Source organism: Chryseobacterium nepalense (genome assembly GCF_023195755.1).
In the GTDB taxonomy this organism is placed as follows: domain Bacteria; phylum Bacteroidota; class Bacteroidia; order Flavobacteriales; family Weeksellaceae; genus Chryseobacterium; species Chryseobacterium nepalense.
Genome location: NZ_CP096203.1, coordinates 450080 through 472373, shown reverse-complemented (window position 1 = coordinate 472373; position 22294 = coordinate 450080). Strand labels below are relative to the sequence as shown.

The following is a 22294-nucleotide window of genomic DNA, read 5'->3' as shown; positions in this document are numbered from 1 at the left end:
AAATATTACATGGAAATCATCAAACCTGACCTGAAACCTGAACTTCTTGCCGATACCAAAACCAAAGCACTCTATGACCAGCTGCAACACCTCCTGAACGAGCTTGATAAAAAGAAAATTTCGGAAGAAACAGTACAAAAGATCAACAGCGAGACCGCAGCAATCAGCGCCACTTCTTTAAGGGATAAAGATTTATATAAAATGCTGAAACAAAAGCAAACCGGCATCATCAAACTTCTTGAAAAAGAACATAAAATCGTCCCTAAAAACTACTATCGTAATGTATGGCTGGCTGCAGGGATGGGCGCGTTCGGGCTTCCAATTGGTGTTGCATTCGGGCTGCTGATAGGAAATATTGCACTGCTCAGCATCGGATTACCTATCGGGATGGTCATTGGCATTGCCGTCGGCACTTCTCTTGATAAAAAAGCGGAAGCTGAAGGAAGACAGCTAGATGTTGAAATTAAAGCTTAACAGGAAAGACATCAGCATATAACTAATTTATTTTTAACATTAAAAAATAGAAGATTTAAATATTAATTTAATGATTTTAATAAATTAATTTAAAATTATTATATGCTTCTTTCACTAAGAAGTTACCCATCAAACCAATTATAATTAGTATTGAAAATACATGAAAAATATTTTAAGCACCATTCTTTTAGCCGGAAGCATCGCTGTTTCCGCACAGGCAAAAAAAGACTCCATACAATTTGCAAAAATTTCCACGGAAATTTTAAATAAAGGAAAAAGCTACACCGAACTCCGTGAGCTTACTAAAAATATCGGTCACCGTCTCAGCGGTTCAGAATCCTACGAGAAGGCCGTACAATGGTCTGCACAAAAACTTCGGGAAGCCGGAGCAGATAAAGTGTGGCTCCAGGAAGTGATGATTCCGGTCTGGGTGAGAGGAAAAGAATCTTTGTACATCAAAACAGCAAAAGGAAACTGGAAAAGCTTAAAAATGCTTTCGTTGGGTAATTCCGAAGGAACCGGCGGCAAAGACGTTTCCGGCGAAATCATTATGGTGCGCTCAATGGACGAATATGAAAAACTTTCTCCGGAACAGGTGAAGGATAAAATTGTTTTCTTCAATTATCCTTTCAGCCAGTCGTATATCGAAACGTTCTTAGGATATAGCGATGCTGCGAAATACAGAACAACTGCCGCTTCTTTAACTGCAAAAAAGGGTGGTAAGTTTACCATAATCCGTTCACTTTCCTCGGCATTTGACGACGTACCGCATACCGGGGCAATGCGTTATGCAGATGAACAAAAAATTCCTGCCGTTGCCATCGGAAGCACTACTGCAGATGAACTTGCCGAACTGCTGCAATCCCAAAAAGTTACGGCAAAGCTTAATTCCAACTGTGGGATGAAAGGCGAAAGGCGCTCCCACTCTGTTATCGGAGAAATTACCGGTAAGAAAGATCAAAGCGTCATTGTCGTCGGCGGACATCTCGATTCCTGGGATGTGGGGGAAGGAGCCCATGATGACGGCGCCGGAATTGTCCAGAGCATCGAAGTATTGAGGACTTTTAAAAACCTGGAAATCCGGAATAACCATACGATCCGGGTGGTGTGTTTTGCCAATGAAGAAAACGGAGTCAGAGGCGGTGTTCAGTACGGAAAAATTGCCAAAGAAAGCAATGAGAAACATCTTTTCGCAATAGAATCCGATGCGGGCGGATTTACCCCGAGAGGAATTTCCCTGGATATGGATCCGGAAAAAAGAAAGCAAATCCAAAGCTGGTCGGAACTTTTCTTACCGTACGGAATTTATGATTTTAAAAACACCTATTCCGGGACGGATTTATATCCTCTTCATGATATGGGCATTCCGGCGGCAGAGCTGGTTCCGGATTCTCAGCGGTATTTTGATATCCACCACACCGAAGAAGATACTTTTGAAAAGGTAAACCGAAGAGAACTTCTTTTAGGCGCTGTAGCGATGACCCAGCTTATTTATATGATTGATAAAAACTGGTAGATAATTTAACCGTTCTTTTTTAAGAGCGGTTTTTTTGAGATGATTTCTTAGCATACTTTCCCGAAAACCTGTCGCACCCTAGTAATGAACTTTCGGGTGTTCCCGAAAGGCTGCTGCACCCTGCAGTGAACTTTCGGGAACACCCGAAAGGCTGCCGCACCCTGCAGGAAGCTTTCCGGTAACCGGGAATGGCTGTCGCACCCCTGCAGCAAACTTTCCGGCACAATTTGCTTTTACTTCCCATAAACAACAATATATTATTAAACAATGAAATATTGTATTAATGTTTTTGAGTTGATTTGATGAAGCGCACGATCTAATCTGTGTAATCTGTGTGATCTGCGGGAGAATTAAAAAACTGATTACTATTATTTACATTTAACGCTACGTTCGCAAGGAAATGTTTTATTGTGTGTGTATTATCGAGCGCAAGGGCACTCTGTTCAGCAAGTGACAGCAATGTTGAATTCAAAATTATTAATCTTTAAAAACACATTTATCATTTGCTGAGTGGAACGCCTTTGCGAACGGAAATAGACGCAAGATATTAATTAATAACCAAGCGTTCTTTGCGATAAAAAATAAGGTCTTTTCTTATTTTTAATACTATGATCGTGAAGCAATGTTTATTGTGTATGGATTTTCAATCGCAAAGATGATGATAAATAACCGTATTATTTAAGGAGCAAAGAGTAATCAACAAGTTGATTTGAAAGCTCATGATTTAATCTGGATTATTTGTATGATCTGCGGGACTAATTAAAAAATGATTGATATTATATACATTAACGCTACGTCCGCAAGGCAATATTTTATTGTTTGTTAATTTACGCTCGCAAGGGCACTCTGTTCAGCAAGTGATAACAATGCTGAATTCAAAATTGTTAATCTTTAAATACATCTTTCATTTGCTGAGTAGAACGCCTTTGCGAACGGAAATAGACGCAAGATATTAATTAATAACCAAGCGTTCTTTGCGATAAAATAAAGTTTTCTTATTTTTAATATTATGATCGCAATGCAATGTTATTATGTATGAATTCAATCGCAAAGATGATGATAAATAACCGTATTATTTAAGGAACAAAGAGTAATCAACAAGTTGATTTGATGAAGCTCTTGATTGAATTTGGATTATCTGTGGAATCTGTGGGATCTGAGGGACTAATTAAAAAATGATTGATATTATATACATTAACGATACGTCCGCAAGGCAATATTTTATTGTTTGTTAATTTACGCTCGCAAGGGCACTCTGTTCAGCAAGTGACAGCAATGCTGAATTCAAAATTGTTAATCTTTAAAATACATCTTTCATTTGCTGAGTGGAACTCCTTTGCGAACGGGGATAAGCGCAATATTTAATTAAATAACCAAGCGTTCTTTGTACTGAAAATTAAAAAAGATTAATTTGTTTCTCCCGCTGATTTTGCTGATCTAGCAGATTTATGGTAGGATAAAAACTGTTCCTATTATTGTAAGCATCTTTAGAAAGGAAACTACTTCAGATACACCTTTTTATTCATTTGTATATCAATGATCTTACCGCCTCGTTTTATCTGTAATTTCAGGCGATCCAGATCTTTTTCCACGCGGTTAATGAAATAATAACACGACTTTTCTTTATCAAGATTCTGGAAAGAAATTCCGTTCATGCTGAGAATAGCGTCCCCGATTTTCAGTGGAAAATTGTCTTCTTCGAAAACAAAAGTTACCATTGCATTGCCATTGACAAACCTATAACTGAAACCGAACGACTCAAGAGTTGAAGGACTTTTGGCGATTCTTTTCATGTAGATTTTGTTGTTTTTCCAGTCGAGGATGAAGGTGAAATCTTTAAAGAATTCATTCCCGATAAGATCCGTTTTTCCTGAGCCTATCTTTTCATCCTGAAACACTGTATTTCCCATTTTCAGGGAATCGGCACGGAAAATATATCCAGCTGCCGGAGTGGCGGTCCCGAAAGCGCCGGTAGTACGTGTCCCGAAAGTTTTGATCACATGCTGAAAGGTTTTGGGATCGATGCCATCGCCGGAAATTTCCAGCCTGCCTGTAAATCCGGTATCGAAAGTCAGTTTTATATCTTTATGGAGAAGCGATGCGGTAATGACAGGCGTCTTTTGCGGCTGACTGTCAAAAGGAATCACAATGTCATAATCCTGGACGTTAAAATTGGAAAGATCTGCTGAAGCTTCCAGGATGTTTTCGGAATAGTTGACTTTCCAGAAGAGTTTTGCCATCTGATTGGCTCCGATAATGCCATCCACTTTCAGGCATCCCAGTTCCGCTGAGTTTAGATCAAGAACAATAGCGCCTACGTTTTTGAAAACAAGGTTGTCCACTTTCATTTCCGGAAGTTCGGTGAAGATCTGCTGCTGCACCTTTTCATCAGAATCTTTAATGGATCTTTTGTATTTTTTCCTGAGGTTGAGTTCTTTGTAAATCGCCTGGGAAATAACCGTCGGCGCCCCGGAATCGAAAATAAAATTGTAGGTTTTCCCGCTGATGTTCACCTTTACAAACGGCAGGTTGTTTTCATATCTCAGGCCGACTTTTTCAACAGGCTGCTGCAGCTGCACCTCCCCTTTTTCAAAAAAGTTTTTCCCCTGCCCGAAAACCGTAACTGCTGAGAATAGAAATAAGGTGTAAAGGATTTTTATCATGGGCTTATTTTATGGCTAAAATAAGGTTTTTTGTGGGGATGGGGAAATGGGGTTTCATTAATGAAATATAATTATACGCTTCTTTGCAATTCTATTTCAGGCATCTCATCATAAGTTCGTCCGTTTAATAATCTACCTGCTGCTTTTTTATTTTTACCACCCCATTGTTTAAAGAAAAATGCAACATCATTTTTTTTACATTGCTCCTGTATATCAATAACCCAATCTGCATCCATTGGTCTTGGCTTATGCCCACTTTCTCCACCAACTATAACCCAATCAATATTTTCTAAATTTAAGTCCGGTAAAGGACCAAGTAACGGTTCAAGAGATAGAAATTTTACTCTCGCATTTGTATTTCTAAGAGAATCAATTCTATTCGTAACAGTATTATTTTCAACAGAAACGCCCATCCAAATATTATGTGTCCATTTTAGTTCTGTATGCAATTCTAAAAGTCTTTCCGAACGTTTAGTTAAAACTTGGAAAACATGTTGCGGATTATTATTCATTACTTTAAAAACTTTCTTTATAAACTCTAAAGGAATATCTTTATGAAACAAATCACTCATTGAGTTAACAAATACTACTTTAGAAGTCTTCCAAGTATAAGGAGTATCTAATGCCTCTTCATGAATTCTCACTTCAAAATTATCCTTATACTTTTCTAGTCCCATTGCCTGTAATCTTTTAGACATTATTTCTGCATAGCAGAATTTACATCCAGCTGAAATCTTGTCGCATCCAGTTGTAGGATTCCAAGTCATTTCAGTCCATTCTATATTAGATTGTGCCATTATTGAATTTTTTTATTATACTGTTTGCAATATTAACTGCGACTCTCGTATCTGAAGCCATGAAAAAATGAAACATTATAGAATTATTTTTATTTTTTAAAACATAAGGTTTTGACACGAATTTAAAAAGTTTATTCAATCTTTCTTCATATAATTTTGCAGCTTTCTCAATTGCATTGTTTTCTTTTTTTATTTGTTTTACTTCGCCAAACAATGTGTAAATAGTAGATTCTTGATAAAAGTACGGCAATATCTCTTCTCTAGTCATACCTAAAAACATTTCCAATTTAGTCATCCAAGCCTCTGAAATCTCTCCATCATTTTTTAATAATCTATTTAAACCTATACCAGTTGGTACCAAAATCCAAACATCAACTGAATGTTCTTTTAGTGTTTGTAAAGATTCCCAATTGACTTGCATACCATATGGATCTATATATGCTAAAGACTTATATTTTTTTCCATTCCCTGAAAGAAATCTGCTCATTGATTTAATCTTTTCATTACAATCATTATTTGCTACATGTATCAAATTCTTTTTGGTTGAAAAAGTTTGATGTAAAGTTTTCTTTAAGCTTTCAGCAAAATCTTTTTCTTTTTCTACAAAATAATAAAGATCGAAGGCTCTAGGTTGATCAATTTCTAAAATCCTTTTCGCAGCGCCTACTATAGAATTTTCATCTTCCCCAATGATTTCTCCCGAACCCGCAAATCCATCGAAATATAATAATTGCCAGTTATACTGTTCAGCATATTTTTTCATTATTGTCAAATATGCTTTTGCATATTCAATTAAAATTTCTATTTTATTTTCTGTCCAGTTTCCTCCAAACTTATTCATAGTTATAATTTTACATCTAAAATATAAAGATACTTTTAAGAAAAATTACGGCTTTCCGTATTTTCCCTGAATTTTTTCAACAAAAAAAAGCCATCCCAACGGACAGCTTTCAATTAAACATTTAAAATTCTAAATTTTATCTAATACTTTCTTCGGAAGCACTTTTACCAATTGCGGTTTGTATTCCTTTTCGACAATAACAAACTTCCAGTTTTTGCGGTCTTTGGAAACGGCACAGGCTTTCATATTCGTATTGATGGTGTAGATGCCTTCTTTTGACAGATATTTCACGTTGTTTTTTCCGTATCTCTTTTCCAGCATGGTGTTGACCTGCTTTTTCATATCGTCATTCAGGGAAGACATATTGCATTTCATGGTAAAATAATAATGGGCAATGGAGAAATATTCCCCGTTGATGAGTTCTGCCTTTTCAATATTCCCGAATTTCAGGTTACTGACTTCAATCTTCATGAAGGGATTGTTGTACGTCATGTTCAGGATCTGGGTCATCTGTTCCTTCGGAACAACGGTAAAGAATTTCGGGTAAATATAGCCGACAGCCTGGTCGATCTTTTTAGTCATCACCGAATTCATGAAATAGGAAAGGCTTTTTTTAATGGCTGCATCGTCGGAATTCTGCTTTGCCTGAGCAAATGTTAAAGAGGAGATCAGGACGAATACAAACAGCAGTGATCTGGTTTTCATAATTTTATTACTTTTTATGTACGTCAGCTCGGTGTTTTTCATAATACAACTGAGAAATGCATCAACTTATTCAGATAATTAACTTCCCAATACGAACTTTCAAAACCTACCCGAAGTGACCTTGGATTTTGGCTGATAGGTCGCAGAATTCGGTGGAATCGTTACAAAGTGATTTCTACATTATTTTTTGATAAAAGGGGTCATCACCTGTTTTGCATTCGCATTCCTGGATGCATGTAAAGCCAAAATGTATTTTCCGGCTGATAAATTCCTAATATCAATATCTTTGCCGTTCAGGTTACCGGATGTGATCATTCTTCCTGACATATCATAGATATTATACCTGTCAAACACTGAAACTCCTTTTATGCTAATATAATCGGTTGCAGGATTCGGATAGATCGCCAATGAATATTTTTTTTCAACTTCTTCGTTTGCCAGAACTGCACTTATGTTATATAAAATATCCAAGCCTACATTATAATCAGCAATTACAATGTCTTTTTTGCCGTCATTATTAATATCACCAACCGCAACGCCATCTTCGTTATAACTCGTAGCATAAGCCACCGGAAATGACTGATAGCCGTTGGCATAATTCCCCGATGTATTTTGGGAATACACCGTTACTTTACTCCAGCCCCCGTGAGCGGCAATAATTTCGTTCTTCCCGTCATTATTGAGATCGGCAATTTTTACGGCATCAGGAAGTTCATAAGCCGGAATTTCCCCCTGGTCTGCATAAAGTGCACTGCCGGAAACCTGATGTAATATCCTGATCTTAGAATTTCCATTCGATCCTTTACAAAGAATCAGATCCTTCTTAGTATCATTGTTAATGTCTCCTAACGTCATACCGTCGTACGTCTGGCCTGTATCAAATACTACGGGATTGGGATTCAATGTATTTCCTACAGAAAAATAGGTATACACTGCATGCAGATTCGGGATATGGATTACCAGGTCATTGCTGGCGTCATTATTCATGTCAGCAATTTCTACCATCGGCGCCGGATGAAAATAAGCATTTGCAGGCTTAGGAATTGTAAAAGTCTGAAAAGTTCCGGGTGTATTCTGCTGATATAACACCTGAATATTCTGCCAGTTGGAAAGAACAATATCATTTCTGCCATCCCGGTTCATATCCGCAATTCTTACTCTTTCATTGGTTTCGGACATGGGAAAGGTAATAATAGGATCTAACGTTCCGGATGCATTCTGGTAAAAAATCCCGTAAAAAGAGGATGGCGATTTGATTCCGACAATGATATCGTTTTTCCCGTCCTGATTAAGATCCCCGATGTCAATAGAACCTATGTTTTTAAAATCACTTGCGTAAGGATATCTGACCGGTGCATCCAGTGTTCCGTTTACATTTTGCAGATATACCAAAATCGAATGATTATTTATACTTGAACCGTAATTCTGCAACCCTAAAACTACATCATTAAGTCCGTCATTATTTACATCTCCTATTTTCACAACTTCCGGCCAGGATTCTGTCCATTTGTTTTCATAGGGCAAAAAGCTGATTTGTGAAAAAGCATTATTAAAAAACAATAAAAGGATGATTAAATAGTATTTTTTATTCATGGTTATTTTAATCTTGGGTTAAATCGTTAAAAAGCCATCCTTACGGACGGCTTTTCAATTATATAGTAAGTTTGATTATTTTACTTTTACCAGCTCAACATCGAAGATCAGCCATGCATTTGGCGGGATTACACCTCCTGCCCCTCTTTCTCCGTAGCCCATTGCCGGCGGAATCAATAAGGTAGCGGTTTCACCTTCTTTTAATAAAAGGATACCTTCGTCCCATCCTTTAATTACTCTTCCCATCCCGATCGGAATTTCAATCGGCTCGTTTCTTTTGAATGAAGAATCGAATTCGGAACCGTCAACCAATTTTCCGGCATAATGTACGGAAACATTATCACCTGCTTTCGGAGCTTTTCCATCGGTAGTTTTGGTGATTTTATAATACAGCCCGGATTCGGTTTTCTGCATTCCGGCTTTCATATCTTCCACCATTTTTTCCTGATTAGCTTTGAATTCTTCTTCTTTTTTCTTCTTATCGGCTTCTTCTTTTGCTAAAAACGCTTTGTTGCTTTCTGCGATTTTTGCTTTTCCTTCCGTGAAAGTTTTTGCAGCGTCGTAGTTTTTATACTCGTCTCCTTTGCTGAAGACAGACACTTTTTCCAATACGATATCTGTTTTAGGCTTATCCTGAGGCCCTTTCTCTACATTGGCAATCGCGTCTATCACATCTTCTCCTTTTACTACTTTTCCGAAGATGGTGTGTCTTCCGTCTAACCATGGTGTAGCCACTTCTGTGATGAAAAACTGAGAACCGTTGGTATTCGGTCCTGAGTTGGCCATGGAAAGAATTCCTTTTCCGGTATGTTTAAGATCATTTCTTTCGTCCTCGAATTTATACCCGGGATCTCCCATTCCCGTTCCCTGAGGGTCTCCTCCCTGGATCATGAAATCTTTGATCACTCTGTGGAAAATAGTTCCGTCATAGTAAGGAACTCCTTTGGCTTTTGCCTTGTTGTCGATTTTCCCTTCTGCAAGACCAATAAAATTGGCTACAGTTACAGGTGCTTTCTTGTCTTCAAACTTCACGATCATATTTCCTTTCGTTGTCTGAAGATTTGCATACAGTCCGTCATTAAGACCTTCGTAAGTTTCTTTGTCTACGTTCATTTTTTTATAAATTGGTGTACAACTCATGAGCGAAATGCTTGCCGCTGCCAGAATTATATTCTTGTTAAACAATTTCATTGATTATAATGCTTTTAATTTTATGATTAAAGGGATATCATTATCGATCTTCTTCTCATCTCCGTATGTACCGTAGGCAAGCGCCGAAGGAACCAAAAGCGTAACTTCTTCCCCATCATGGATAAAACGCAAAGCATCTTCTACCGCTTTCAGCTCATCAAAGTGTCCGAATCTGGCATCTCTTCTCTGCACCGGCTGGTCATAGATCTTTGTCTGGTCGAAATCATAAAGATCGTACGAATACGAAATGAAAGTATCATCCTGCCTTCTCTGTCTTTGATCAAACCCCTGAACATTTACCCAGTAATTCAGCTGGGTAGGATAATATTTTACCGGCTGGCCGCTGATCCATTCCTGGATGTGATATCTTTCCTGGCTGTTAAGGTTTTTCATCCTTTGTTTGGATACATCAAGATCATTTTTGCTGAGCACACCTCCCACGGGTGGATGCGTCTGCGTATTCTTGCTGCAGCTGAATAAGCCGAGAATCGATATGAAGAGTATTTTTTTCATAAACTTTTGCGAAAATACACATTTCGGAAATGATTAACAAAACTTGTAAAGTAAAGTTTGAATATTTCACAAATATGAAGAGTAAGAATTTTTGACGTTTCTTATTAATACATGTGCCGTTTGATTTTTTCAGGAGCTTTTTCACGCTTTCCGCACTCGCTATTTTTCAGTTTTTGGGCGCGGCGGCCGCGCCCAAAAACTGAAAAATGAGCTCAGACAATTGCTGTAATCGTGGCTAGGAAAGGTGGAAGGTGAATGATTAATCGTGAATTTTAAAAATTAACCATTGACTCAAGAAGTGAAATTCAGTATTCATTATTATTCACTCTCCTAAATCACCCCGTCAAATTCTCAGGAATTTTGACACCCTCCAAGGGAGGGGAATTTTCACGTTCATTATGACTCGTTTAAAATTAATTTCAATTTGTAAGGATCTAAACCAAGTAAAGGTTTTATAAAATCATGTTGAGATGCTTTCAGCATGACAAACTTGAAAACATGTATACATTGATTGTAAATTAAAACTTATTCTTAATGCTTTTACACTCCAATTGTCATTGTGTAAGGATCTAAGCAGGCAAAGTATTTATAACAAGTTATATTAAGATGCTTGAACTACTTCCACCTAAAGGTTTTGGCATAAACAACCTCATGAAAAACAAATAACAAACATAGTAAAAGCAATAAAGCCGGGAAAATCCCGGCTTTATTTATTTAGAGTTTAAAAAAATTAAACGGTTTCTAAAACATGGTCTACCTGCACTCTCCATCCGAAAGGATCTTCCGAGAGGTTATTCTGCAGGCTTACCAAATCATTTTTAAGCAATTCCGCATAACTCTCTTCACTGGATAATTTTGGCAATTCAAGCTTTTCTCCCTGATATCCTAACGCTTCGAAAACTGTTGTTACTACAGCTGTTCCTACGCCCCATACTTCTTTCAGGGTTCCGTTTTTCTGAGCTTCAATAACGTCTTTTACTTTAATAGGCTCAATTTTCACTTCAATACCTCTCTTTTTAGCCAACTGAATAAAACTGTCTCTGGTAACTCCGTCCAGAATTTTCTCTGAAGTCGGTGGTGTATAGATTGTATCGTTAATTCTTACAAAAACATTCATCGTTCCGCTTTCCTCGAAGTATTCGTGAGTAGCATCATCTGTCCAGATAATCTGCTCATACCCTTCTTCAATGGCAAGTTGTGTAGGATAGAAAGATGCAGCATAGTTTCCTGCTGCTTTTGCAGAACCTACTCCTCCGCTGGCCGCTCTTGAATAGTGGTCTGAAATTTTTACGGAAACCGGAGCTGTATAGTAGCTTTTTGCCGGTGTTGCAACGATAGCAAACATATATTTATTCGATACTCTTGCTTTCAATGCTTCTTCTGTTGCGAAAATTAAAGGTCTGATATATAATGACATTCCTTCTCCGTGAGGAATCCAGTCTCTGTCAATATCAACCAAAGCTTTTAATCCATCAAGGAACATTTCTTCCGTTACTTCCGGCATCGCTAGACGTTTTGCCGACTTATTGATACGTTCAAAATTCTTTTCGGGCCTGAAAAGGAAAACCTGTCCGTCTTTGTCTTTATAGGCTTTCATACCTTCAAAACAAGCTTGTCCGTAGTTTACCCCCATCATCGCAGGCGTAAACATCAGTGGACCATAAGGAACCAATTTTACATCACCCCATTTTCCGTCTTCATACTCACAGATGATCATATGATCAATAAAAGTATTACCGAAAGAAAAATTGTTTGGATCGAATGTAGAAATTCGGGAGTTTTCAGTTTTTTGAATTATCATTTCTAAAATTTTTTATGATGTTCTACAAATTTAACATAATTTTCTAAATATAAAAATTTTAGAGTAATTTTGTAAAAAAATAGTTTGAAAAGAGAAATTAAGACCACAAACGACGGTAGTAAAACATTGTTTATCAATGAATTAAACGAAAACTACCATTCTCATCACGGGGCACTTCAGGAAGCGGAACACGTGTTTATCAAAAATGGATTAAATTTAATAAATGATTACGAAATTAATATTTTAGAACTGGGTTTTGGAACAGGTTTGAATGTTTTGGTAACAATTAATGAATATTTAAAAACTGACAAAAATCATATCATCAACTATTTTACATTGGAAAAATATCCCATAAATGAATCTGAAATGAACGATTTGGCATATTTTGACCTGTTTGATAACCCGGAATTCAAAAATATTTATCATAAAATTCATCAGACTGAGTGGGAAAAAGATATTGAAATTGTTAAAGGTTTTCATCTAAAAAAAATAGAATGTGATTTTTTTGAACTGAAAAACATAGACTTACCAAAAATAAACCTGGTTTATTACGACTGTTTTGGCGCAAGAGTACAGCCTGATCTTTGGGAAAAACCTTTGTTTGAAATGGTTTCTGACAAAATGGCGGTTAACGGTTTGTTAACAACCTATTCTTCAAAAGGAAGTGTGAGACGGATTCTTCAGGAACTTGATTTTATAGTGGAAAAAAAACAGGGACCTCCGGGGAAAAGGGAAATGATTAATGCGGTGAAGAAATAAATTTAATGTCACAATTTATCAGTGTAACAATTCATTATTGCTAAACTGGTACACTGATAAATTGTTACATTGTTACATTTTTACTATTTGTTATCCAAAATTCTTTTTCCAGTCTTTTTTCATTTGTGCGTACTGTTCATCTGCTTCAGCTTCTTTCCATTTGCTGAAAAAAATAGCTGCTGATTTTTCTTTTTCGGGATCTCCTGTTCCGCGCTGTAAAGGTTTATGATCATTTTGCGAATCATATTTTTTTCCGCTTTTATAGTTGAAATACCGTCTTGCCCGGGTAAATCCCATTTGAAGATATTTCCGGGCCATATCGGCTCCTACAAAATCATCATTAGCAAGATATTCTTTGAACAGCTCAAAAATTTTCACCGAACTTTCTTCCGCGATATCCACATTTTTAAACCGCCAGTATTTTCCAATTTCAGATTTATAAGGTTCACAGATCAATACACCCTGCTCCCCTTTTCCCACTTTATATTTTTCAGGATGTTTCCTGTAATCTATATCCGGCTTCCAGAAATATTTGTCGGAATCAAAATTTAAGTATGATGGTTTTTGGTCTTTCATATTTATTTTGCAAGCCTTATTCCGCTAAACTGCCATTTCAGCTCAGGCTGAAAAAAATTCCGGTATGTATGTCTGCTGTGTCCCGGAGGAGTGGCAACAGATGCTCCGCGTAAAACCATTTGGTTAACCATAAATTTTCCATTGTACTCGCCTACGGCTCCCGCCTCTTTTTTAAAACCGGGATATGGAAGATAGGCGCTGTTAGTCCACTCCCATCTTTTCCCCCATGAAAAACATGATGAAGCGGCTTCCCATTCCTGCTCGGTTGGAAGTCGCATTCCTCTCCATGCTGCGTAAGCGGAAGCTTCGTAAAAGTTGATATGACAAAGTTCTTCATCCGGATCTACCTCCTGAAGTCCGCTTAAAGTATAATGCATCCATTTGCCGTCAATCTTATGCCAGTATAAAGGAGATTGTGCATCGTTTTCTTTTACCCAGTTCCAGCCGTCCGCATGCCAGTATTTAAAATCCGAATACCCTCCCGCTTCCATGAACTCAAGATATTCTCCATTGGTAACCAGATGATCCGAAATTGCAAAATCATTCAGATAAACTTTATGTTTTCCCATCTCATTATCAAAGCAAAATGCTGGTGCATCAAATCCGATTTCATAAATTCCCTCTGAAAAATGAAGCATTCTTTTTTCACCAGATATATTTTGGTTTTCCTTAATCTCTTTTTTATAAGCCGGGAAAAGCGGATTATGCCCCAAAATATATTTAATATCGGTAATTAAAAGCTCCTGATGCTGCTGTTCATGATTAAGGCCTAATTCCAGAATCGGAAGAATTGCATCATTCATATGGTAACTGTTGAGAAATTCGGTCATTTTCTCATCAACGTATTTTCGGTATCGGTATACATCTGAAACAGACGGGCGGCTTAAATTTCCGCGGTCGGTACGGATCACTCTTGCCCCAATGGTTTCGTAATAACTGTTGAACACAAAATTATATTGCGGATCAAAAACTTCATAAGAAGGAAAATTCGGAAGTAATATGAATGTCTCGAAAAACCACGTGGTGTGCCCTAAATGCCATTTTGGCGGACTAACATCCACAATAGGCTGCACCACATAATCTTCAATTTCAAGAGGCTTACAGATTTCTTCAGAACGCGATCTTACATCCATGAACTTTTTTAAAACAGATTTTGGCTTTGTAATGATTTCCATGCTTTTGTTTTTATTTGTTTACCTTCCAGATACTGTCTATAAACCACTCTTTTGAATCACTGATGTTCCTACTTATTGAAAATCCCGATTTTTCAGCGAGATATTCAATGTCTGATTTTGAAAACTTCTGTGAAACTTCCATATCAATCACTTCATTTTCAGCAAAATCAATTGTTTCTTCTTCAATTTTTACCTGCTGATTTTTTAAGCTTATCAGAAAACTTCGGCATGCTCCTGTAATCGGGTCGTATGACTCATAATGTTCAAATTGTTCAATATCGAAATTTCCACCCAGTTCACGGTTGATTCTCGTTAAAAGATTCAGATTAAATTCTGCCGTAATTCCTGACTTGTCGCTGTAAGCATTCAATACGGTAAAAGGATTTTTTTTAAGATCGAAACCGATAAGAACAATATCTTCACTATTCAATAGCTGATGTAGTGAAGTACAGAATTTTTCCGCTTCCTTACTGGTCATATTCCCGATGTTTCCCCCTAAAAATAAAATTACTTTTCTTCTTGATGAAAGCTTCATTGCTTTTTTCAGCATCTGGAAATATTCTCCTTCAAGAGTTTTAATATTGATTTCAGGAAGTTTATCTTTAAGGTTATTTTCAAGTACGGATAAAATATTACCCGAAATATCGATCGGCATATAAGTAAAATCGGCTCGTTTTTCACTTAAATATTTAAGCAGATATGTCGATTTCATGGCATCTCCTGCTCCGAGTTCAATCAGATCAAAAGGTTGCTCATCGGATCGGATAGCTTCTGCAAGTTCGGACGTTTTATTTTTAAAAATATCAAGTTCACATCGGGTAAGATAATATTCCGGCATTGCCATGATCTTCTGAAAAAGCTCGTCTCCTGTTTTATCATAAAAATATTTTGAAGATAAATGTTTAGGATTGCTTTGAAGACCGGTAAGAACATCATTCAGAAAATGATCTGAATGATTTTTTTCACTTCTTTTTTTGGGTTCTTTGGTTAATTGCAGGCTCATATAATTTGTCATTTGGGTATTAAAATTTAGCAACTATCTTGCCGCTGAGATATAAATTTAATAAAATATTCATTCAAAACTTGGTCTTTTTTAGATGAACATCAAACCTTACCTGCAATTTCTGTTAAAAAAATAAAAGTTTGTGCAGCTTGGAATATTCATTGCTATACATTATTGAAAGGCATTTAAGGCCATACCACACCAAATCTGATATTATGGAAAAATCAATCACAAGAAGAAATGCTCTTGGAAAGATTGCGGCTACTGTTGCAGTTGCTGCTGTTTCTCCGGGAGCGTTTGCGCAATCACAAAATCAAAAACCAAAAAATTCTACAGGTCCTGATCTCACAGATCCTACAACAAAATATCCGCGGCCCCCTTTTAAAAGCCAGTCGCAGCCTTTCCCGGGATTGGCAAGCAAAATGGATCCCGTCCCTGATCATGGCGAGAAAAGCTATGTAGGGTCAGGAAGACTTATGGGTAGAAAAGCGCTAATTACGGGCGGAGATTCCGGAATAGGCAGGGCTGCAGCAATTGCTTATGCTCGTGAAGGAGCGGATGTTGCGATTAATTATTTACCTGAAGAAGAATCTGATGCAGCAGAAGTTATTGAACTTATCAGAAAAGCAGGAAGAAAAGCGATCGCTATTCCGGGAGATATCCGGGATGAATCCTTTTGTAAAAAACTTGTTGCACAGGCTGTGCAACAGCTGGGCGGACTTGATATCCTTGTCAACAATGCAGGGCATCAAAAAACCCATGAATCGATCCTAGATATCAGTACTGAAGCATTTGAAAGAACGATGAAAACCAATATTTATGCACCTTTCTGGATTACAAAAGCTGCCTTGCCTCATTTGAAACCAGGTTCTTCTATTATCGGACTTTCTTCGGTTCAGGCTTATGATCCTTCTGAAAATCTCTATGATTACGCACAGACGAAAGCGGCAACAACAAGTTATGTAAAATCCTTAGCCAAACAGCTTGGTCCCAAAGGAATCCGGGTAAACGGTGTTGCTCCGGGGCCCGTTTGGACCGCTCTTGAAGTGAGTGGCGGACAGACACAGGAAAATCTTGTGAAATTCGGGGCGGATACCCCTTTGGGAAGACCTGGACAACCGGCAGAACTTGCTTCAATCTTTGTTCAGCTTGCCGCGAATGACGCCAGTTTTTCTACCGGCCAGATTTACGGTGCTGCAGGAGGAAGCGGTCAGCCGTAACAGTTAACATTTAATTAATTAAAAATCATCATATTATGAATAACAAAATAAAAATAGCGCTAGCGCTTGTAGGAGCAGGAACAGCAGTTGCCTGGGGAATAAACAGAAAAAAGAAATCGAAAGTGAAAACTTTTACGGCTCCCGACGGAAATACCTATGAGGAGAATAAAATATACCGGACTTTTGACAATAAACTTTATAAAAATGGTAAAGAAATCCATTTTGAAACTCCGGTAACGGAACAGAATTTTTCGGGAAATCATGCATTTGATGAACAGTCCGGAAATATTCCAAAAAATTATGAAGCGGTAAATAAGGATATTAATTACCACCAAAAAGGTGTAAGACATCATTAAAGTTAAAAGCTCCGGTTAATCGAATTAACCGGAGCTTTTCTTTCCTCAGATCAGGAATTTAAAACTTTGACAAGTATATGTATATGCTTACAATGGTTTTATTGAAATTGCGAAACCGCCACTTCTTACCATTTTAAAATTGATTTTAGACTTACTCGTGATCTGTTTTTTGTAGATATTGTAACTCTGTGGATTGTTGATGTAATCCGCATCTTTCCCATCTTCATAAATCGTGGCTTCGTATTTTTTTCCTTTATCTAAAAATGAAAAATCTACCGTGTAATCACGTTTATTTTCGTCGGTGATTCCTCCTACGAACCAGTTTTCTGTGCCTTTTGCTTTTCTGGCCGTGATGATATAATCTCCCGGTTCTGCCGATAAAATCTTCGTATCATCCCAGTCTGCAGCGACATCTTTAATAAACTGGAAAGCATCCATGTGTTTTTGGTAATTCTCAGGCAAATCTGAAGCCATCTGAAGCGGCATATACATCACCACATACAAAGCGAGCTGTTTTACCAGCGTTGTTTTTACAAAACGTTTATCACCCGGAAAATAATAATCCAGTTTCGTCTGGAAAATTCCCGGTGTATAATCCATAGATCCTCCCATCCATCTCGTGAACGGAAGAATCGTCTGGTGATCCGGATTATTACCCTGAAAAGCTTCATGTTCCGTTCCTCTTGCTGCTTCTGCGGAGATCCAGTTCGGGTACGTTCTGCTCTCTCCTCCGGGTCTTACCGATTCGTGAGAATTCACCATGATTTTATATTCATTCGCTTTTTCTGCAATTCTATAGAAATGATTGATCGTCCACTGGGAATAATGATGTTCACCTCTTGGTATGATGTCTCCTACATAACCTGTTTTCACGGCATCATAACCATAGTCATTCATTAATTTGAAGGCTTTGTCTGCCCATCTTTCATAGTTCGTGGCCGAACCTGAAGTTTCATGGTGCATGATAAGCTTTATTCCTTTTGAATGTGCATATTCATTCAGCATTTTGATATCAAAATCAGGATAAGGTGTGATGAAATCGAAAACAAATTCTTTTGAGTGTCCAAACCAATCTTCCCAGCCGGCATTCCATCCTTCGATAAGTAATCCGCCAAAACCGTTGGCTGCCGCAAAATCGATGTATTCTTTTACCTTCGTATTATTCGCGGCATGTTTTCCGTTAGGTGTTAATTTGGAAAAATCCGTCACTCCGATATGAACGTTTTCAGCTGTGGAATATGCCCACTGTGACTTCCCGATGATCATTTCCCACCAGACGCCCATGTATTTTGTAGGGTGAATGTATGAAGTATCGGTATATTTTGTAGGTTCATTCAGGTTAAACATCATTTTAGATGCTAAAACTTCTTCTGCTTTAGGAGAAACAATGATTGTTCTCCACGGGGAAACGGAAGAGGTTTGGATATATCCTTTTGCACCCTGTCTGTCGGGAGTTAAGTGTGTTTTAAATTTAAAATTAACCGGATCTACTTCAAGATGTGAAGCAGGATAATTTAACACCGCTGCCTCTCCAACATTTACGTACAAAGGATCTTTACCTTCTTTTTTCAGCATTAAAGGAGACTGTACGGCATTTTTTATTAAAGTCTGGGAAGAATGTTTATCAAATGCCTGATCCCATCGACCGGGAATTTCAGAGATTTTTGTTGTCTGCGGCTGGTATTCCTGGGAGTCATAATCCGCTGCAATCCACCATGCTTTCATATCCGTTGGAAAATCAATTTCCGAGTCTTCTTCACGGATCACAAAATAATTCAGGTTTTTCTGCTGGGGAAATTCATACCGAAATCCTAATCCGTCATTGAACAGCCTGAACTTAACCACAATATTTCTATCTGTAGCGTCCTGATGAAGAGTTACCGCCAATTCATTGTATTGATTGACATAATTTTTTTTCTCTCCCAACACAGGCTGCCAGATTTCATTTTTAGAATCCCTTTTTTCTTCTGTTTTGGTAAAGCCGTTGTTGAGGTCAAATTTGGCATCTTCGGGTTTTGCAATTTCCGAAGCAAATTTAATGGCGGTATCTTTAAATAATCTCAGCCCCAATTTGGAATCCTCCACCACTACATTTCCGTTATATTTCAGATTGTAATACGGAATTCCCTGCTTCAGCTGAAAGTTCATTTCAAACTTTCCGTCAGGAGATTGTAAGGATTGGGCATTAACATTTATAAGCATTATCGAGAACAACAATGCTCCAATGGTATATTTTTTCATATCAGTAATTTGGTATGATAAAGGTAAATAAAGTTTTAACCAGGGACAATGTTTTCAAGCATAAATCATTTAACCTTGTATAATATTAAACTTTAGTAAAGAAGTGTGGTATATTCATAATTTTCATTAATTTTATTTAAAATATACACCATTCTAAACTCAATATTATTATGAAAAAACTATTTTATTCTTCTATTTTCGTTGTAGTTACCTCTTTTTCTTTTGTCAGTGCACAGAAAATAACAGATGGTGAATCAGTAGATGTTAACGGACTTTCCGTTACCTTTAATATCCTTAATAAAGAAGCGATAACTGTTGGCGGCAAAGAATTCGACCGTTATAAGGTATCTGCAAAATTGGTGAACAATACTCAAAAAAGCTATAATGTCCGGCTTAGTAATGCTCCGCAGCTCGTTCCCAGCAATACACTAGTGGAAGTTAACTGCATTAATGCTACAGGAGCTAAACTTACATCAAAAAAAATTGATCTTAAACTTAAGCCTCAAAATGTAAATGTCACTTATTGGGCTTACACCAAGGAAGGTAAATACCAAAGCTTTGTCATTCCTATTATTGCAGGATATTACCTTGACAGCGGCGATTCTGTAAATGATGATGCAATCTTTATCGTACCGAAAGGAGAAAGTCCGAATGTGAATGTGAGAAGTTTACAGTAATCACATCCGGGAATATATTCTTGATATATTAATTCAGAGCAGCATCGGCAATGATGTGCTCTGTTTTTTTCGGAAGGGTAAACCAAAATGTGCTGCCTTCGCCTATTTTGCTGTCTACGCCTATTTTTCCTGAATGTTTCCTGATAATTTCAGAACAAATGTACAGTCCGAGACCAAGTCCGGAATACGTTGTTCCCAGATGATCGGCGCGGTAATACCTGTCAAAAAGATGGGGAAGCACAGATTCTGAAATTCCCTCTCCGAAATCCTGTACGGAAACTTTCACATAATCTTCGAGAGATTCTGTCAAAATATGGATTTCCATAGATTCTTTTGCATATTTCATAGCGTTATTGACCAGGTTTACAATAACCTGTTCTATTCTGTGTTCATCTGCGTGTACTTTAAGCGACTGATTGCCTTTCAAAATGATCTGATATCTGTCTTCAATCCTTATATGGTTACAGCTTTTGGCCAACATATCATGAAGGTTAAATGTATTATATTGCAGCATAAGCTGATCCTGCCCCAGCCTGCTCATGTTTAGTAAATCATCAATCAACAAACACATTTTCTCAATTCCTTTATCGGACTGTTCAATTAATCTGAGGTGGGTAGGAGAATAAGGCTTATCTTTAATACGATTCAGCAGCTGTATGGAAGCTTTTACGGCGGTGAGTGGCGTTTTGAGCTCGTGGCTTGCCACACTCAGGAAATCATCTTTCCGTTGTTCCGCTAATTTCTTATCGGTAATTTCGGTTGTCATCCCCACCATTCTGTCGGCGACTCCGTTTTTATCGTACCTTGGACGTCCGTGTGCCTGTATCCAATGAGTTGATCCATCCCTCCATTTTACAGGGTACTCGGCTTTGTATATTCCGTTTGTAAGAATTGCTTCCCGAACAAGATCTCTGACATGATCTCGATATTCGGGGAAAATTGCATTAAAAAGATCCGGATAAGTGAATTCTTCATCTGCCGCATATCCGTAATTGTATTTGAATTGTGGAGTACTTTCCATTTTTCCCGTTGCAAGATCTACTTCTGTTGACCCCAGCCTGCTTGCATCCATAGCAATTTCCAGCCTGTTTTTGAACTCTGTCACTGATTCTCTTGCGATTACCTGTTCTGTAACGTCGGTTGCAACAATAAGGATGGATGTACTATTGTTATTCTCATCGAAAATAGGCTGATAAACAAAATTGAGATAATGCTCCTTCATCTCTTCTCCATTATGGAATAATGCTTTAATTTCTTTACCATAATAAGGACGGCCAGTTTTGTAAACATTAGAAAGAATATCAATAAAAACCTGATCTTTCAGTTCTGGCAGAGCTTCTTCCAGTGGTTTACCAATAACCGACCTGTCTTTATTCCAGATCTGCAATACCATATCATTCACAATATCAATTTCAAACCGGTCACCTTTCAAAGAAGCCATCGCAACCGGCGATTTTTCTACCAGGGTTTTAAAGCGTTTTTCATTTTCAGCCAAAGTATGATTTGCTGTGATGAGCTTCTTTCTTATTTTACGGAGTTCGGTATTGATGGCAAAGAGTTCTTCATGTTTAAGGACGAGATCTTCATTGGTCGTAAGATATTCGTCATTCAGCGCAGAAAGATCATTAATCAGCTTTTGTTCGGATATTGATTTTTCTTCAACAAGATTCATTGCCTGCTGTCTTTCTGTAACTTCAGATGCGGTGTGAAGAATATATTCCGTTTTTCCAGATTCATCAAGCATTGCTTTGTATTCGAAATCAAAATAGAATTTCTGCGGGCCATCCTCTGTAAGCAAAATGGCAGGATAATTTTTTGCGGTGAATGTCTCTCCAGAATCCCAAACATTTTTCAGGATATCGAAGAAAGGTTGATCGTCCAATTCCGGAAGAACCGTACGAAAATGTTTTCCTATAATAGTATTATCTTTTCCCCAAAAACTAAGCATAGCCTGATTGGCACTGATAATTGTGATATCATCACCTTTATAAACAGCAGTTGCATTGGGAGAATAAAAAAGTACGGAAAGTAGTTTTTCGGCCTCGATTTGTTCCGGAGAATTCATATTGACTAAAATATTAAAATATTATTTATAAATCATCTTTTATTCTGTAAAAAATGTGTTATAGTTTCAGTAAAAATTATTTTAAAAAAAATTACCATAACAGAAAACTGCTATGGTTTATGGATAGT

At 37.5% G+C, this 22294-nt stretch carries 20 protein-coding genes; 6 read left to right on the top strand and 14 right to left on the bottom strand.

Features of this window, described 5'->3' with window-relative positions:
* Positions 1-9 precede the first annotated feature (9 nt).
* Together M0D58_RS01860 and M0D58_RS01855 are read left to right on the top strand one after the other, a co-directional pair.
* A complete protein-coding gene (locus tag M0D58_RS01860; RefSeq protein WP_248393150.1) occupies positions 10-474 on the top strand; it encodes a hypothetical protein in 465 nt (154 codons plus the stop codon).
* A 160-nt stretch (positions 475-634) separates the two neighbouring features.
* Positions 635-1990: a M28 family peptidase gene (locus tag M0D58_RS01855; protein WP_248393148.1), complete on the top strand. Its 1356-nt coding sequence runs from the start codon at positions 635-637 to the stop codon at positions 1988-1990.
* A 19-nt stretch (positions 1991-2009) separates the two neighbouring features.
* Here the strand turns inward: M0D58_RS01855 and M0D58_RS01850 are convergent, their stop codons facing one another.
* From M0D58_RS01850 to M0D58_RS01810, 9 genes are all read right to left on the bottom strand, one after another.
* Positions 2010-2234: a hypothetical protein gene (locus M0D58_RS01850; RefSeq protein WP_248393147.1), complete on the bottom strand. Its 225-nt coding sequence runs from the start codon at positions 2232-2234 to the stop codon at positions 2010-2012.
* A 1255-nt stretch (positions 2235-3489) separates the two neighbouring features.
* The gene (locus tag M0D58_RS01845) at positions 3490-4653 is read right to left on the bottom strand and encodes a retropepsin-like aspartic protease (protein ID WP_248393137.1); all 1164 of its coding nucleotides are present in this window, start codon (positions 4651-4653) and stop codon (positions 3490-3492) included.
* A gap of 71 nt (positions 4654-4724) precedes the next feature.
* Positions 4725-5450: a DUF5131 family protein gene (locus M0D58_RS01840; protein ID WP_248393136.1), complete on the bottom strand. Its 726-nt coding sequence runs from the start codon at positions 5448-5450 to the stop codon at positions 4725-4727.
* Positions 5437-6291, bottom strand: coding sequence for a three-Cys-motif partner protein TcmP (tcmP, locus tag M0D58_RS01835; RefSeq protein ID WP_248393135.1), 855 nt, complete (start codon positions 6289-6291; stop codon positions 5437-5439). The genes M0D58_RS01840 and tcmP overlap by 14 nt, the downstream gene beginning before the upstream one ends.
* 129 nt (positions 6292-6420) lie before the next feature.
* Entirely contained in the window at positions 6421-6996 is a 576-nt protein-coding gene (locus tag M0D58_RS01830) for a hypothetical protein (RefSeq protein ID WP_248393134.1), read from the bottom strand.
* 180 nt (positions 6997-7176) lie between these two features.
* On the bottom strand, positions 7177-8589 hold the full coding sequence (locus M0D58_RS01825; protein WP_248393133.1) for an FG-GAP repeat domain-containing protein: 1413 nt from the start codon (positions 8587-8589) through the stop codon (positions 7177-7179).
* A gap of 75 nt (positions 8590-8664) precedes the next feature.
* On the bottom strand, positions 8665-9702 hold the full coding sequence (locus tag M0D58_RS01820) for a peptidylprolyl isomerase (protein ID WP_248393132.1): 1038 nt from the start codon (positions 9700-9702) through the stop codon (positions 8665-8667).
* 81 nt (positions 9703-9783) lie between these two features.
* Positions 9784-10293: an FKBP-type peptidyl-prolyl cis-trans isomerase gene (locus tag M0D58_RS01815; protein ID WP_248393131.1), complete on the bottom strand. Its 510-nt coding sequence runs from the start codon at positions 10291-10293 to the stop codon at positions 9784-9786.
* Between the two features lie 730 nt (positions 10294-11023).
* Complete coding sequence (locus tag M0D58_RS01810; RefSeq protein WP_248393130.1) at positions 11024-12094, bottom strand: branched-chain amino acid aminotransferase; 1071 nt, start codon at positions 12092-12094, stop codon at positions 11024-11026.
* A gap of 84 nt (positions 12095-12178) precedes the next feature.
* Here M0D58_RS01810 and mnmC2 point away from each other — a divergent pair, with 84 nt between their 5' ends.
* Positions 12179-12853 (top strand): tRNA (5-methylaminomethyl-2-thiouridine)(34)-methyltransferase MnmC2, encoded by a 675-nt coding sequence (gene mnmC2, locus M0D58_RS01805; RefSeq protein ID WP_248393128.1) that lies wholly within the window; start codon positions 12179-12181, stop codon positions 12851-12853.
* A gap of 90 nt (positions 12854-12943) precedes the next feature.
* On the opposite strand, the gene M0D58_RS01800 is transcribed toward mnmC2, so the two are convergent.
* The 3 genes from M0D58_RS01800 to egtD are packed head-to-tail and all read right to left on the bottom strand — an operon-like array spanning position 12944 to position 15607.
* A complete protein-coding gene (locus M0D58_RS01800) occupies positions 12944-13429 on the bottom strand; it encodes a DUF4385 domain-containing protein (RefSeq protein WP_248393127.1) in 486 nt (161 codons plus the stop codon).
* Positions 13430-13431: 2 nt separating this feature from the next.
* Positions 13432-14604, bottom strand: coding sequence for an ergothioneine biosynthesis protein EgtB (gene egtB / locus M0D58_RS01795; protein ID WP_248393125.1), 1173 nt, complete (start codon positions 14602-14604; stop codon positions 13432-13434).
* Positions 14605-14614: 10 nt separating this feature from the next.
* Positions 14615-15607 carry an L-histidine N(alpha)-methyltransferase gene (gene egtD, locus M0D58_RS01790; protein ID WP_248393121.1) on the bottom strand — a complete coding sequence of 331 codons (993 nt, stop codon included), beginning with the start codon at positions 15605-15607 and terminating at the stop codon, positions 14615-14617.
* A gap of 215 nt (positions 15608-15822) precedes the next feature.
* Here egtD and M0D58_RS01785 point away from each other — a divergent pair, with 215 nt between their 5' ends.
* Together M0D58_RS01785 and M0D58_RS01780 are read left to right on the top strand one after the other, a co-directional pair.
* On the top strand, positions 15823-16827 hold the full coding sequence (locus M0D58_RS01785) for an SDR family oxidoreductase (protein ID WP_248393120.1): 1005 nt from the start codon (positions 15823-15825) through the stop codon (positions 16825-16827).
* A 35-nt stretch (positions 16828-16862) separates the two neighbouring features.
* Entirely contained in the window at positions 16863-17183 is a 321-nt protein-coding gene (locus M0D58_RS01780) for a hypothetical protein (RefSeq protein ID WP_248393119.1), read from the top strand.
* A gap of 87 nt (positions 17184-17270) precedes the next feature.
* Here the strand turns inward: M0D58_RS01780 and M0D58_RS01775 are convergent, their stop codons facing one another.
* Entirely contained in the window at positions 17271-19424 is a 2154-nt protein-coding gene (locus M0D58_RS01775; protein WP_248393117.1) for a glycoside hydrolase family 97 protein, read from the bottom strand.
* Between the two features lie 170 nt (positions 19425-19594).
* On the opposite strand from M0D58_RS01775, the gene M0D58_RS01770 reads away from it, so the two are divergent.
* Positions 19595-20101 carry a hypothetical protein gene (locus M0D58_RS01770; RefSeq protein ID WP_248393115.1) on the top strand — a complete coding sequence of 169 codons (507 nt, stop codon included), beginning with the start codon at positions 19595-19597 and terminating at the stop codon, positions 20099-20101.
* A 28-nt stretch (positions 20102-20129) separates the two neighbouring features.
* On the opposite strand, the gene M0D58_RS01765 is transcribed toward M0D58_RS01770, so the two are convergent.
* Positions 20130-22166: a PAS domain-containing sensor histidine kinase gene (locus tag M0D58_RS01765; RefSeq protein ID WP_248393113.1), complete on the bottom strand. Its 2037-nt coding sequence runs from the start codon at positions 22164-22166 to the stop codon at positions 20130-20132.
* Positions 22167-22294 lie beyond the last annotated feature (128 nt).

What these genes read in the sequence shown, in the direction of transcription:
- M0D58_RS01860 (WP_248393150.1), top strand. Translation starts at nt 10, where the DNA reads ATGGAAATCATCAAACCTGACCTGAAACCTGAACTTCTTGCCGATACC.
- M0D58_RS01855 (WP_248393148.1), top strand. Translation starts at nt 635, where the DNA reads ATGAAAAATATTTTAAGCACCATTCTTTTAGCCGGAAGCATCGCTGTT.
- M0D58_RS01850 (WP_248393147.1), bottom strand. Translation starts at nt 2,234, where the DNA reads ATGGGAAGTAAAAGCAAATTGTGCCGGAAAGTTTGCTGCAGGGGTGCG.
- M0D58_RS01845 (WP_248393137.1), bottom strand. Translation starts at nt 4,653, where the DNA reads ATGATAAAAATCCTTTACACCTTATTTCTATTCTCAGCAGTTACGGTT.
- M0D58_RS01840 (WP_248393136.1), bottom strand. Translation starts at nt 5,450, where the DNA reads ATGGCACAATCTAATATAGAATGGACTGAAATGACTTGGAATCCTACA.
- tcmP (WP_248393135.1), bottom strand. Translation starts at nt 6,291, where the DNA reads ATGAATAAGTTTGGAGGAAACTGGACAGAAAATAAAATAGAAATTTTA.
- M0D58_RS01830 (WP_248393134.1), bottom strand. Translation starts at nt 6,996, where the DNA reads ATGAAAACCAGATCACTGCTGTTTGTATTCGTCCTGATCTCCTCTTTA.
- M0D58_RS01825 (WP_248393133.1), bottom strand. Translation starts at nt 8,589, where the DNA reads ATGAATAAAAAATACTATTTAATCATCCTTTTATTGTTTTTTAATAAT.
- M0D58_RS01820 (WP_248393132.1), bottom strand. Translation starts at nt 9,702, where the DNA reads ATGAACGTAGACAAAGAAACTTACGAAGGTCTTAATGACGGACTGTAT.
- M0D58_RS01815 (WP_248393131.1), bottom strand. Translation starts at nt 10,293, where the DNA reads ATGAAAAAAATACTCTTCATATCGATTCTCGGCTTATTCAGCTGCAGC.
- M0D58_RS01810 (WP_248393130.1), bottom strand. Translation starts at nt 12,094, where the DNA reads ATGATAATTCAAAAAACTGAAAACTCCCGAATTTCTACATTCGATCCA.
- M0D58_RS01800 (WP_248393127.1), bottom strand. Translation starts at nt 13,429, where the DNA reads ATGAAAGACCAAAAACCATCATACTTAAATTTTGATTCCGACAAATAT.
- egtB (WP_248393125.1), bottom strand. Translation starts at nt 14,604, where the DNA reads ATGGAAATCATTACAAAGCCAAAATCTGTTTTAAAAAAGTTCATGGAT.
- egtD (WP_248393121.1), bottom strand. Translation starts at nt 15,607, where the DNA reads ATGAGCCTGCAATTAACCAAAGAACCCAAAAAAAGAAGTGAAAAAAAT.
- M0D58_RS01785 (WP_248393120.1), top strand. Translation starts at nt 15,823, where the DNA reads ATGGAAAAATCAATCACAAGAAGAAATGCTCTTGGAAAGATTGCGGCT.
- M0D58_RS01780 (WP_248393119.1), top strand. Translation starts at nt 16,863, where the DNA reads ATGAATAACAAAATAAAAATAGCGCTAGCGCTTGTAGGAGCAGGAACA.
- M0D58_RS01775 (WP_248393117.1), bottom strand. Translation starts at nt 19,424, where the DNA reads ATGAAAAAATATACCATTGGAGCATTGTTGTTCTCGATAATGCTTATA.
- M0D58_RS01770 (WP_248393115.1), top strand. Translation starts at nt 19,595, where the DNA reads ATGAAAAAACTATTTTATTCTTCTATTTTCGTTGTAGTTACCTCTTTT.
- M0D58_RS01765 (WP_248393113.1), bottom strand. Translation starts at nt 22,166, where the DNA reads ATGAATTCTCCGGAACAAATCGAGGCCGAAAAACTACTTTCCGTACTT.